The following is a 12250-nucleotide window of genomic DNA, read 5'->3' on the forward strand; positions in this document are numbered from 1 at the left end:
GTTAGTTTTTGGATTTTCTCCCATAGCTCTACTATCAAGGCTTCTTTTGCCTCGTTCGATAGCTGTTTTAGGTCGGGGAGTTTTTCCATTCCTTGATCTAATGTCTATCTTGTCTTCTTGTCAAGGGGGTTGAGCAATTACAAAAAGTCAAATACCAAAGCCATCTCAAAAAAAGCAACAAAGTAGAATTCCAGAGCAAGCAACTCAGTTAAATCGACCAAGCAGTACAGATGATGAGCATCCTAGCTTCAGATTTACCTATGCAGATAAAAATCGTTGGCTTTTGTCTGACTGGACATCATCAGAAATCACTGACCTAATAGAAGGACTAAAGAAAATTGAGAAATATACTTGGGGCCAAATCAAAGGCCACGGATCAAAAAAACGAGGTGAATCAGTGGGAACTGGTTATAAGTTGATTAACATTCATCCGACTTTGCCTGACAATATTCCTGAAGATGAGAGGTTATCCGAAATGCGAATTGATGAGAAAAAACGGATCTTTGGGTTCCGCGTTCAGTCTGTTTACTACATCATTTGGTTTGACCGCGACCATTCAGTTTGTCCAGAATAAAGTTTATGAGGAGTGAAAAAGGGCGATTCCCTACCCTGCCCGAAGGCACGCGCGTTCGGGATAGCTTCGCTCGCGCGTACCTTTTCCATTTCTCACCCAAATTTAACGTTGCCCTGCTTGAAGTGCAGAATTTGCTATCTGGACAACTTCTTGCTGCCGTGCGTTTTTCCTTGTGACTCGGTACAGCACCCCCAGCCTTTGCCACTCAACAAAAGCAGTGCAGTAAGCACCGCAATTATTGAAATAAATCCCCCTGAATCCGCCTGCCAATTCAACGCTTCTGTAAGTATCCTGCGGCAATTGCGAAGGAGGCGAAAACGGTTCATTTCTTTTAGCTTCGATTGTGCCGAAATAACAGGCTCCCGCGCGGCATCCTTTGCCTAAATACATTCCCACAATGTAACCGTGGGAACCTGCTTGCACATCAAAATTAAGTTGCTGAATGTCAGATAAAGGAAGTCTACTCGGAAGAAAAACAGGCACTCGCGTTTTGCCTTTGATTTGTCTAAAAATGTCCCTCGCAGGAAAACGACTGTTAGCTTGGTTTGCACCTAAATTATCTGGGATTGGGGGAAACTTTTGCACAAAATCCCTCCACTGCACAACTCTATTTTTAGCAATGTTAAAAGTTGGAATCGAGTATTTTTCTAGCGCAAAAGAAGGGCGACCGTTTGTCAGGTTGAAGTTGCGGCGAATCACTGTAATTTCGGGTTTACCTAAGCCGTAAGCTGTGGCTATGGAACGGGCGAGATTGCAGCTAATTTTGAAGCGTCCCATCTCAATACTGCCATTTTCTGCTTGATAAGACCAATTGTAACCCTCAGAAGCACGATCGCGATCGCACAGAAAATGAGAAATCTCAAACATCTTGGCAATATGAACATCGTACAACCGCAACTTCCGGCTGCCGGCCGATTTTGCAGTGTTGCGATCGGGTACAATAAATTGTATCGGTTGCCAGCTATCTTCAGGGGAATAATTAAACCAGCGGATTTCTGTAATCGGGAGTTCAGTCCTTGCTAACGCTGAGTTTGGTGTCAAAGGTGCGTGAAGCGAAGCTATCCCGAAGGGAATCGTAAAAGCAGTAACCACACAAGCAAAAATCGCCGCAAATAGCCATCTTCCCCTCATCCTAATTTCCCCCTAAGTAGGTAAGCGCAAAAAAACCATAGCATCTTGTAAGGGGCGAGTGCGAGTTAATATCTCTCATACAAATCTCTCCTACAATAACGGTAAGGTGCGCCGTGCACACCCTACAGATATAAGTTGTGCGTCTCCGACTACAAAGCTTAACGCTTCCGAGCTAAAATAGCAGAATTTGCTATTAAAATTAAATCAGATTCTCGTCCATTCTTAATTGCTACGGTATACATAAAATTCTGACTTTTCCACTCAAGAGTTGCTGTGCAGTAAGCCCCGCAACCATTGTGAAAAACTCCTTTCACTCGGTCAGCCAGTTGAACATTTTTTAAGGTCTTAGTTACCCCTTCTACTTTGGTAGAAAAATCACCGCCTTTCTGACCTCGAATTTCCCCCAAACTGCAAGCTCCCGCACCTCGGCAATCTGCTGTATACTCCATAGAAATAGTATAGCTGTCCGCTTCCGCTTGGCTTTGATAGTAAAGCTTCTGCGAAATAGGGAGCCGACTGGGGAGGAAAATGGGTACTTGTGTTTTGCCTTTTAACTGCTGCAAGATTTGACTTACCGGAACAGCCGTACCCGCTACAGCAACAGATTTTGTTTCCGGCGGTAGCTGCGACAATTCGCACGCACCAAAAACTCGCGATACAGGTACTAAAGCAGTCAATACACACGCCGAAGTCGCCAAAAGTAATAATTTATTGTTCACTGTGTTTTTCCTTGATGCCGAAACAGTCCAGTTTTACGTTGAAGCACATTCACCTATTTACAACGATACTCGAAAATACCAAACTCCCAATAGGCATTCCGCAAAAAAGCCAGTTTAACTTTTTGTTTACAAATTCCCTAAAATATGCAGTTACAGATAAAATATAGAAGGAGACAAATTTAGGTATCGAACGTGGAACTACAAGAGTATTTACGTCAGCACGGATTGGAAACTTTGTCCGAAACTTATCATATCAAAGTTACCCGCCACCGCCAATATCCCGATCTAGTCTGTCTGAAATACTCGCAGATAGAATCTCCCCTGGGCGAAAAAATAGTCCAGCAGTGCCGAGGCATTATTTTAGATTCATCTCAAGATTGGCAGATAGTTTCTTATCCCTACGACAAATTTTTTAATTACGGAGAAATTCACGCCGCTGCAATTGATTGGAGTCATGCCAAAGTTTACGAAAAACTAGACGGTTCTCTGACGGTACTGTATTTTTACAAGGGAGAATGGAGAGTGCAATCTAGCGGGACTCCCGACGCCACCGGCGAAGTTAACGGTTTTGGATTCAGCTTTGCCCAACTTTTTTGGAAAGTCTGGCAAGAACTGGGATATCAATGGCCGGAAGAAACCGACCAGTGTTTTATCTTTGAATTGATAACGCCTTACAATAGAATAGTTGTCCAGCCAAAAAACAATCAAATCGTGCTGCACGGGGTTCGCAACACTCAAACGCTGCTAGAAACAGACCCGAGTCTTTGGGCCAATAAATACGGCTGGGAATTGGTCGCATCCTATCCTTTAACTAGCTGGAAAGAAGTTATCGAAGCGGCTCAACATTTAGATCCGATGAATTCGGAAGGGTATATTATCTGCGACGCTAACTTCAACCGAGTTAAAGTTAAGTCTCCGCAATATGTCGCGATTTCCCATCTGCGCGAAGGGTTTTCGACCCGCCGCCTGATAGAAATTGTTTTAACTAATGAAGGAGAAGAGTTTTTAGCTTATTTTCCTGAGTGGAGTGAGTTGTATCAACAAGTTAAGGACAAATATCAATCTTTGGTTGAAGAAATCGAGGAAGCTTACCGACAGCACGAACATATCGAAGTTCAGAAAGATTTTGCATTAGCTGTGAAACATTTGCCGTATTCCGGGATTTTGTTTTCTTTGCGGGCCCGAAGAGTTGCGGGAGTGAAAGAAGCTCTGCGCGATGTTACTCTTCATAAAATAGAAGAGTTATTGGGTTTAGATTACATCCATTTAGGTTTGTAGAAGAAGGAAGGCACTCTAAGAGATTTTGACACGGATACACGGATTAATGATCGAGCGTGAGGCAAATGTTTAAGAAAGAGGGAAGAGGGAAGTTCGGCAACGGATTATGTAACGGATGTAACGGATGTCAGGAAGAGGTAAGTATTTAAACAATGCCCAATGCCCAATGCCCAATGCCCAATTACCAATTACCAATTACCAATTACCATGAAAAAAGTTATTGTACTTGTCGGTTTACCTGCTTCGGGAAAATCTCAATTTGCTAGGGAATTGCTGCTATCGGAACCTGCAAAATGGGTTCGTAGCAATAAAGATTTGCTCAGAGAAATGGCTCACGCTTCTCATTGGTCGCCTGCGAATGAAAAGTTTATTTTGCAGTTGAGAGATACGATTATTTTGATGGCTTTGGAAAGCGGCAAGCACGTCATTGTTGATGATACTAATTTCGGGCCTCACATCGAGCATATCAAGGAGTTGGTTAAAGGTAAAGCTGTTGTGGAAGTTAATGATTCTTTCCTACAAGTTCCGGTAGAGGAATGTATTAAACGGGATTTGAAAAGACTTAATTCGGTGGGCAAAGATGTGATCGTGAAGATGTACAATAAGTACGTGCGGGTTCCCGTTGTGCCGCCGGAATATAACCCGGATTTGCCTGATGCAATTATTGTCGATATGGACGGTACGCTGGCACTTCTCAACGGCAGAAATCCTTTTGATGCTTCGACGTGCGATCGCGATTTGCCCAATCAGCCAGTTTTAGATACCGTTCGGAAGTGGCAGTCCAGCGTTAATATTATTGTAGTGTCGGGTCGGACAGATGACTGCCAGCCTCAAACTGAAAAATGGTTGCAGCAGTATGAGGTCAATTATGCCGCTCTTTATCTGCGGAAAACCGGAGATATGAGGAAGGATGCGATTATGAAGGAAGAGTTGTATCGGCAGCATATTGCAGGGAAATATAACATTAAATTTGTTTTGGACGATCGCCAGCAAGTTGTTGATATGTGGAGAGGGTTGGGATTGACGGTATTCCAAGTAGATGAAGGGGATTTTTAATGTCTGGTTTGTTTAGGCGATCGCAACTTCCAACCATTGTCCCACCCCTAATGCTACAATCAAAGTAACATTGACAAAAATTTTGTTATGATATCCATTCCCCAAGAACCCCAAAAAATGACGGTTGAGGAATATCTCGAATGGGAAGCTCGACAAGAGATTCGTTACGAATATGTCAACGGCGAAGTTTTTGCCATGACAGGCAGTACAATTCCTCATAACGATCTTGCACTTAACTTTTACAGGAACTTGTACCCGCATCTGCGTTCCAGAGGCTGTCGGATGAACGTGTCAGACGTGAAATTGCAAGTCAGTTTTCAAAGCCGTTACTACTACCCTGATGTGATAGTCAGTTGCGATCCAGAAGACATTAATTCGCGCAATTTCATTCAGAATCCTAAAATCATTGTGGAAGTTCTTTCCCCCAGTACAAGTGCTAAAGATCGGGATGAAAAATTTACTTGTTACCTGAAAATTCCGACTTTACAAGAGTATATCTTGATTGACGCAGAAAAGATTTTCGTTGAGCGTTACTGTCGCGGAGAGGGTAGAATGTGGCTTTACTATTCTTACACTGCTGGAGAGATTGTAACTTTATCAAGCATTGAGTTTGATTTGCCGATCGCACTTTTGTATGAAGGTGTTGGATTGGAAACAGAAACAGAAACAGAAGCATAAAAACACACCTCATTTTGCACCTTTTTTATGAACCGGCAAGATGCCTGTTCCACAAAGAGTGAATTTTATGGTGGGCCGTTGCTCCTAGCCCGTCCATAAAAGCCCATAATGAACAGGCAAGATGCCTGTTCCACAATTATTTATCTATCGCGTCCAAGCCAGCCAGCGATTAAACAAATTTTTCACAAAGGGAGTCAAACGAGTGCGATTGTAAGCATCTCCCGCTTTCCGAATTGCATCAGCTTGTGTTGGATACGGGTGAATTGTGCTAGCAATCTTTCCCAAACCAATATTGTTAACCATTGCCAAAGTAATCTCGCTGATCATATCCCCAGCGTGGCGCGCAACAATAGTTGCACCTAATATTTTATCGCTGCCTTTTTTGACGTAAATTTTCACAAATCCTTCCTCTTCGCCGTCAATAATTGCCCGATCGACTTGACTGAAAGGAATTAAAAATGTATCGATATCGATGCCTTTTTCCTTAGCTTCGCGATCGCCAATTCCGACGCGCGCAATTTCCGGATCTGTGTAAGTACACCAAGGTATCGTCAAAGCGCTGAGCTTTTTGCGCCCGAAAAATAGAGTGTTTTGAATTACCATTCTCGCGGCAAAATCAGCAGCGTGAGTGAATTTATGTTTCATGCAAATATCCCCAGCGGCATAAATGCGGGGATTAGTAGTTTGCAAATAATCGTTGACAAATACGCCAGTTTGTGTATCGTATTCGACACCGACAGCCTCCAGATTCAATCCTTCCACGTTGGGCGATCGCCCTGTACTCACAATAATTTCATCTACTGTTACCGATGCTTCCTTACCTTGAGATTTATAATAAATTACTTTGCCTGCATTGGTTTTCTCAACGCGCTCTATTGTGGATTCTAGTATTAGTTGAATTTCTTCGCGTACAAAAGCCTGCTGCACGATTTTAGCAGCCTCCGCATCTTCCTTATCTAAAATTTGAGCATTTTTGTGCAGCAACACGACTTCGGAACCCAGCCGTTGAAAGGCTTGAGCCAATTCGCAGCCGATCGGCCCTGCGCCAATTACTGCCAAACGCTGAGGTCTTTCTGTCAGGTTAAAGACAGTTTCATTTGTCAAATATCCAGCTTCTTGTAAACCGGGAATTTGTGGTTGTAGCGCCCTTGCACCTGTGGCAATTACTGCTTTTTTAAAGCGGAGAGTTTGACCTGCCACTTCTACTGTATTATTGCTAGTAAAACGACCCGAACCTAAGAAAACATCGACTCCTAATTTCTCCTGATATCGTTGAACAGAATCAACATCGCTGATGCCCGCCCTGATGCGGCGCAGCCGTTCCATCACAGCGGCAAAATCAACTTCTACACTGTCAGAAACATTAACACCAAATTTATTTGCTTCCCAGATATCGCCGACAGTGCGAGACGAACGAATCAGCGCTTTTGACGGTACACAACCGACATTCAAACAGTCGCCGCCCATTAAATGTTTTTCAATCAAAGCAACTTTCGCGCCCAAACCTGCCGCACCCGCCGCCACAATTAATCCGGCGGGTCCCGCACCAATTACTACTAAATTATAAGAACTAGCCGGCTGCGGATTTACCCAATCGGGCGGATGCAAATAGGAGACTAATTTCTGGTTGTGTTCGTCCATCGGGGGGACAGTTACGCGATCGACTTTTGACTGCAGCATGGGCAAATTCTCCTAATTAAATACTTTCTTCCAAAGCTTTGCTAGCTATGCGAGTGATAAAGACAGTAACAGCGACAGTAGCAAGAAAACTGATAATATTAATCAACCATTTTACTGCGGAATCTTGAGGACTTGCATACACAGTTTTTGTGCCTATCGCCGCCACCTCTCCCACCAAAGAACCGGAGTAAACGTACATAATTGTACCCGGTATCATGCCAAAGGAACCCAGCACATAATCTTTCAAAGAAACTTGAGTAATTCCCAGAGCATAATTCAATAAATTGAAAGGAAATAAAGGACAAAGACGAGTCAAAAAAACTATTTTTAATCCTTGTTGAGAAACTGCGCGATCGAGAGCTTTAAACTTGGGGTGAAATTCCATATATTTTACCACGCGATCGCGGCACAAATAGCGCCCGATCGCAAAAGCAAATACAGCACCTAAAGTGGACGCCGCAAAGACGTAAACCGAACCCCACCACAAACCAAAAATCGCCCCCCCTCCCAGCGTCAGTACCGAACCCGGTACAAACAGCACAGTCGCCAAGTTATAAGTAGCTACAAAAGCCACTGGCCCCCACCAGCCTAAATCTTCGATCCGCATTAACAGAGTTCTCAAAACATCTTGAACGTAGGCAGATCTAGTTGCTACAATTAAGAGAGCGAGGAAAAGTGCGATCGAAAAAAACAACACTATGCGTTTAAATTTTACCCTATAATAATCTTGGATTCGTTCTTTTGCCATGATTTACCCGCAAATATTTATCAGCATTATACTCCAAACTTAAATTATTACTGTAAACTACCCTACAAGCGATCGTCATGACACCAAAAGCCCAACTTCCAATCCCCGAACATTTTGATCCCAAAAAAGTAGGCGAAGTCTGGCGAGTCCCCTACCGAGAACGCGCCGCCCAAGCGAAAAATTGGGCAAAGCAGCACAGCATCCAGCCAGCATCCAGCGACAAAAACCGCATTTGTTTGCTGATAATTGATGCCCAAAATACCTTTTGTTTGCCAGAATTTGAACTATTTGTGGGCGGGCGTTCCGGTAGCGGTGCAGTTGATGACAACCTGCGCCTGTGCGAATTTATTTACCGCAATTTAAACGCAATTACAACCATTGCGCCCACAATGGATACCCACACCGCCATGCAAATTTTTCATCCAATCTTTTGGATAAACGAAGCAGGCGAACACCCCCTACCCGCCGCCACATCAATTACTTTAGAAGACGTGCAGCAAGGCATTTGGAAAGTCAATCCCGCCATCGCCCACAGTATCAGCGGGGCTAATTTTTCAGCATTGGAAAAACAGGCTTTCCACTACGTCAAAAAACTCAGCGCCGATGGGAAATATCCCCTGACTATTTGGCCCTATCACTCGATGCTGGGCGGCATCGGACACGCGCTGGTTTCTGTGGTGGAAGAAGCAGTGTTTTTTCATACTATAGCCCGCAACAGCCAAGCACTTTTTGAAATCAAAGGCGATAATCCACTGACCGAAAACTATTCTGTTTTGCGGCCAGAAGTTTTAGATGGATTCGACGGCAATCCGATTGCGGAAAAGAATGCTAAGTTTATTGATAAATTACTCGATTTTGATGCAGTAATTATTGCCGGACAAGCCAAAAGTCACTGCGTTGCTTGGACAATTGATGATTTGTTAACGGAAATTTTGGCGCGAGATCCGAATTTGGCAAAGAAGGTTTATTTGCTAGAAGATTGCACTTCGCCTGTGGTTGTTCCGGGTGTTGTTGATTTTACGGAACAAGCAGATGCAGCTTTTCAAAAATTTGCGGCGGCGGGAATGAATGTCGTTAAATCTACTCAGTTTGAGGTACAATAAACATAAGTTAGTAACAGGCTATGAGTATGAGCTTAGTATCTAATGATCCGCCGGCTATTATCCGTACAGAGCCCGGGTTGTCGATCGCAGGTACGCGCATCACTCTCTACGACGTGATGGACTACGTAACCGCAAATATCCCCCTAAATTTATTCTAGCCCTGTTTGATTTGACAGAGGATCAAATTAATGCAGCCCTCTCCTACAGAGATACAAATTGGGCTGAATTTGAGGCTGAATACCAAGTTGTTCTTAAGGAAACTGAGGAACTTCGGCAATACTACGAAGAACAAAATCGCGAGATCGTGGCCCGCATTGCTACCCTGCCACCACCACCTGGGGTGGAAGCAGCCTGGGAAAAGCTTCAAGCATCGAAGGCACGTCACCAACTTCAGTCATGATTTTTTGATTAAATGTAGTTAAATCAATAATTTCTAGTCAGCCTTAAGCTTGTTCTCCAAATCCTCAATCTGCAGATCGAGTTGCGTTCTTTCTGATTCAGCTTTCTCAATTTGTCTTTCTAGCTTAAACTTTTGAGCAGTGTCGGATTCGATCGCTGAATCTTCTCGTAAAGCAGCTATCTTTTCGCTTAACACATCATACTGGTTTTCCAGGCTATCGAGTTGTTGTTGGATACGCTGATGTTTTCGTGCCGTGACAGTTTCTTTACTTGCTGGTTCAGCCTTAGCCTTCTGCACAGTCTCAATGCCTAAGATGTCTAACCACTCTTCGGTAGTTATAGGATTTTCAACTGCTTCAACAGCAAGAGGATTGATAACATTTTCGACAAGCAGGTGCTTCTCGGTTAACTTCTTCTTAATCCGTTCCTCAATTGTACCCTTCATCCAAAAACTGTACACCGTCAGATTCTTTGTTTGTCCAATTCGGTGTGCTCTGTCTTCAGCATTTTGCATTTGTGCAGGATTCCATGGATGATCGAAATGAATTACATAGGAAGCTTCTGTCAAAGTCACACCAAAACCAACCGACTTAATTGTGGCGAGGAAAACATTGACATCTGGCTTACTGCGAAAATCACTCATGACCTGATTGCGTTCCTGCTCAGACATTCCACCCTTATACAATACAAAGCGAATCCCTTGCTTGTATAATAATTTTGCCAGTTTATCCACTCCTTCTGGAACATACTGAGAAAAGATAAGTACTTTCTGATTGTTGGCTACTATTGTTTCAAGATATTCAAGTAATCGTTCCGTCTTGGGACTTTCATCTTTCCCTTCAGCAAAATTACAAATTTGCTTCAACTTTCCTATAAGCGCAAAAATGTGAGTTTGAACTTGACTTTCATTACCCAGAGAATTCTTAATATTTAGACGACCTGCATTCAGAGCATTATTGTAAGCCTTCCGTTGTTCGTCATCTAAATCCAACCAATTCTCTTGATAAGTTTTCTCAGGTAAATCCTTTAAAACCTCCTGCTTTAATCGACGAAGCATATAAGGCTTTATCGTGTTTTTGATTTCTTGATTTGAATAATTAATACCTGAGTTAAAGAAACCTGGTTCAATAAATTCAAAAAGTGATTTAACATCTTCTATGCTATTTTCAATCGGTGTACCAGTTAATGCCCATCGATATTGGGCTTGTAATTGACGAACTGCTTTAGAACGACCAGAATTTTTATTTTTTACGTTCTGCGCTTCATCTAAAGCAACACAATCAAACTTATTTAAATCAGTTAATAAACCCTCTGATAAATCATTACGAATAGTATCATAGGTTGTAATATACACATGAACTGGAGTTTCCCAGGCTAACTTACGGTGTTCCCTACTGCCTCTAATAACCGTTACCAATAGTTCTGGTGCCCAAAGATAGAAATGCCCACTCCATCCTTCGGGTTTTTCAGTTTCAATACTTAGTGCAATGCTACCAATTACAGCAGGCGGACAAACAATTAAAGCAGATTTGATTTTTCCTTGTCTGAAAAGAAGGCGAATTGCATTTACTGTTTGTACAGTTTTACCAGTACCCATTTCGTCCGCAAGTAAGGCTGATGAGTTAGCCACTAACCAGCCAATTCCTTCCTGTTGATATCCTCGTAACGGCTGATATAAATCAAGCTCATCAGGAAAATCAAATAATAAAGGTGGTTGTAGTAAAGGCTTTAATAAATCCCAAACATCTACTTGTTTGGTTAGAGAATAGTCTTTCTGAGCCTGATCAATTAAACGGAGTTTTTCATCGTCTCCAAGATTTGAGAGATTTCTTCTAAGCTGTTGAGTCTCATCTTCAAAAGCTTTTCCTTTTGCCTTTTCCGCTTCAAGTGGTTCAAATAAGTTTTCTGAAAGGGATGTCTGCTCAACTGGGTAATTATATTCAAAAGTGTCTGGCTGATAAATTAACTCTACTAAGTTCTCAGACACCCACTTCTTAACGCTTAATATATCTGTGCAATCAAAAATGTTTGAACGAGGAATAAATAAACTTTCTACAATCTCAAAGTTGCTAGGAGTCTGAAGTGGCTCACTTATTTCAAAGACTGAAGGAAAAACAGGTAAAAGATTTTCAGAAACTTTAACTTTTGAAATAATCAGACACAGATTATCTGAAATCTGGGGAAGGACTATCCGAAAACTTTTCAGAAAGCAAGCAGGTTTTCTAATTCCAGAGGTTGTCTTGGTTATTTGTCTTGAAATAGCGCGTATCAGTACCATATAGACTACTCTCCAAGCCTCTGATTATGTACTTCCTGACACGCTATGCTGTTACGTGAGAATGCTTCCAGTAAATCTCTACGAGAATATATCGACTCCAGTTGCTCTCGTATGCTGTCTAGTTCTTTGCTAAACTTATCTGAAGTTTTCAGAATAAGAGGAGGATGACCTGAAGCAGAATCTAATTGTGCTGTGGGATTATTTTTGCCAAATTCCAGCTCATCTTCTTTCAAAATCAAAACTGTAGGAATCATTTGTCTAGCGTTAATTCCAAGAAAGAGTGGGTCACGTACTAAGATGATCTGAGGCTTTTCTTTGAGTTCAGCCAGTAATGGAACTGCTATAAGTTCTACAAGAATATGCTCCTCCAGCAATTCACCGTATAAGGTTTTCTGGAAGAGGGTAGGACGCACTGGAGCAGTGACGCGAAACTCCAATGGCTTCGTATCATAGTCAGCTACAAGTACAGCTCCTCGGATCGCAGCACCATCTTCAAAGCGATGACTGGAAATAAAGGCAATTTTGAGATCGTTCATATTTTTTTGAAAAGAAAATTAGAGACAGCCTAGCTTTGGGCTGTTCTGTACAGCCGTGATAACAATCACA

Annotated in this window: 13 protein-coding genes; 7 read left to right on the forward strand and 6 right to left on the reverse strand. The window is 42.5% G+C overall.

What is annotated here, in order from left to right:
• Positions 1–187: 187 nt before the first annotated feature.
• A complete protein-coding gene (locus NDI35_RS24485; RefSeq protein WP_445315025.1) occupies positions 188–574 on the forward strand; it encodes an MAG6450 family protein in 387 nt (128 codons plus the stop codon).
• Between the two features lie 102 nt (positions 575–676).
• On the opposite strand, the gene NDI35_RS24490 is transcribed toward NDI35_RS24485, so the two are convergent.
• Together NDI35_RS24490 and NDI35_RS24495 are read right to left on the reverse strand one after the other, a co-directional pair.
• Positions 677–1705, reverse strand: coding sequence for a hypothetical protein (locus NDI35_RS24490; protein WP_445314981.1), 1029 nt, complete (start codon positions 1703–1705; stop codon positions 677–679).
• Positions 1706–1863: 158 nt separating this feature from the next.
• Entirely contained in the window at positions 1864–2424 is a 561-nt protein-coding gene (locus NDI35_RS24495) for a hypothetical protein (RefSeq protein ID WP_445314982.1), read from the reverse strand.
• Positions 2425–2616: 192 nt separating this feature from the next.
• Here NDI35_RS24495 and NDI35_RS24500 point away from each other — a divergent pair, with 192 nt between their 5' ends.
• From NDI35_RS24500 to NDI35_RS24510, 3 genes are all read left to right on the forward strand, one after another.
• Positions 2617–3702, forward strand: a complete 1086-nt coding sequence (locus NDI35_RS24500) for a T4 RnlA family RNA ligase (RefSeq protein WP_445314983.1) — start codon at positions 2617–2619, stop codon at positions 3700–3702.
• Positions 3703–3909: 207 nt separating this feature from the next.
• Positions 3910–4758, forward strand: a complete 849-nt coding sequence (locus NDI35_RS24505; RefSeq protein ID WP_445314984.1) for a phosphatase domain-containing protein — start codon at positions 3910–3912, stop codon at positions 4756–4758.
• A gap of 87 nt (positions 4759–4845) precedes the next feature.
• On the forward strand, positions 4846–5436 hold the full coding sequence (locus NDI35_RS24510) for a Uma2 family endonuclease (protein WP_445314985.1): 591 nt from the start codon (positions 4846–4848) through the stop codon (positions 5434–5436).
• 144 nt (positions 5437–5580) lie between these two features.
• Here NDI35_RS24510 and NDI35_RS24515 read toward each other — a convergent pair whose 3' ends face one another.
• Positions 5581–7116 (reverse strand): mercuric reductase, encoded by a 1536-nt coding sequence (locus tag NDI35_RS24515; protein WP_445314986.1) that lies wholly within the window; start codon positions 7114–7116, stop codon positions 5581–5583.
• Between the two features lie 16 nt (positions 7117–7132).
• Positions 7133–7864 (reverse strand): TVP38/TMEM64 family protein, encoded by a 732-nt coding sequence (locus NDI35_RS24520; RefSeq protein WP_445314987.1) that lies wholly within the window; start codon positions 7862–7864, stop codon positions 7133–7135.
• 77 nt (positions 7865–7941) lie between these two features.
• Here NDI35_RS24520 and NDI35_RS24525 point away from each other — a divergent pair, with 77 nt between their 5' ends.
• The 3 genes from NDI35_RS24525 to NDI35_RS24535 are packed head-to-tail and all read left to right on the forward strand — an operon-like array spanning position 7942 to position 9367.
• The gene (locus tag NDI35_RS24525) at positions 7942–8967 is read left to right on the forward strand and encodes a cysteine hydrolase family protein (protein WP_445314988.1); all 1026 of its coding nucleotides are present in this window, start codon (positions 7942–7944) and stop codon (positions 8965–8967) included.
• Between the two features lie 20 nt (positions 8968–8987).
• Positions 8988–9125, forward strand: a complete 138-nt coding sequence (locus tag NDI35_RS24530) for a hypothetical protein (protein WP_445314989.1) — start codon at positions 8988–8990, stop codon at positions 9123–9125.
• 11 nt (positions 9126–9136) lie between these two features.
• Positions 9137–9367, forward strand: a complete 231-nt coding sequence (locus NDI35_RS24535; protein WP_445314990.1) for a hypothetical protein — start codon at positions 9137–9139, stop codon at positions 9365–9367.
• Positions 9368–9400: 33 nt separating this feature from the next.
• Here the strand turns inward: NDI35_RS24535 and NDI35_RS24540 are convergent, their stop codons facing one another.
• Together NDI35_RS24540 and NDI35_RS24545 are read right to left on the reverse strand one after the other, a co-directional pair.
• Positions 9401–11644 (reverse strand): DEAD/DEAH box helicase, encoded by a 2244-nt coding sequence (locus NDI35_RS24540; protein ID WP_445314991.1) that lies wholly within the window; start codon positions 11642–11644, stop codon positions 9401–9403.
• 5 nt (positions 11645–11649) lie between these two features.
• Positions 11650–12180: a hypothetical protein gene (locus NDI35_RS24545; protein WP_445314992.1), complete on the reverse strand. Its 531-nt coding sequence runs from the start codon at positions 12178–12180 to the stop codon at positions 11650–11652.
• Positions 12181–12250: the final 70 nt, after the last annotated feature.

The organism is Microcoleus vaginatus FACHB-2002 (genome assembly GCF_040004035.1).
Lineage (GTDB): Bacteria > Cyanobacteriota > Cyanobacteriia > Cyanobacteriales > Microcoleaceae > Microcoleus > Microcoleus vaginatus_C.

What these genes read in the sequence shown, in the direction of transcription:
- NDI35_RS24490 (WP_445314981.1), bottom strand. Translation starts at nt 1,705, where the DNA reads ATGAGGGGAAGATGGCTATTTGCGGCGATTTTTGCTTGTGTGGTTACT.
- NDI35_RS24505 (WP_445314984.1), top strand. Translation starts at nt 3,910, where the DNA reads ATGAAAAAAGTTATTGTACTTGTCGGTTTACCTGCTTCGGGAAAATCT.
- NDI35_RS24510 (WP_445314985.1), top strand. Translation starts at nt 4,846, where the DNA reads ATGATATCCATTCCCCAAGAACCCCAAAAAATGACGGTTGAGGAATAT.
- NDI35_RS24515 (WP_445314986.1), bottom strand. Translation starts at nt 7,116, where the DNA reads ATGCTGCAGTCAAAAGTCGATCGCGTAACTGTCCCCCCGATGGACGAA.
- NDI35_RS24520 (WP_445314987.1), bottom strand. Translation starts at nt 7,864, where the DNA reads ATGGCAAAAGAACGAATCCAAGATTATTATAGGGTAAAATTTAAACGC.
- NDI35_RS24525 (WP_445314988.1), top strand. Translation starts at nt 7,942, where the DNA reads ATGACACCAAAAGCCCAACTTCCAATCCCCGAACATTTTGATCCCAAA.
- NDI35_RS24530 (WP_445314989.1), top strand. Translation starts at nt 8,988, where the DNA reads ATGAGTATGAGCTTAGTATCTAATGATCCGCCGGCTATTATCCGTACA.
- NDI35_RS24540 (WP_445314991.1), bottom strand. Translation starts at nt 11,644, where the DNA reads ATGGTACTGATACGCGCTATTTCAAGACAAATAACCAAGACAACCTCT.
- NDI35_RS24545 (WP_445314992.1), bottom strand. Translation starts at nt 12,180, where the DNA reads ATGAACGATCTCAAAATTGCCTTTATTTCCAGTCATCGCTTTGAAGAT.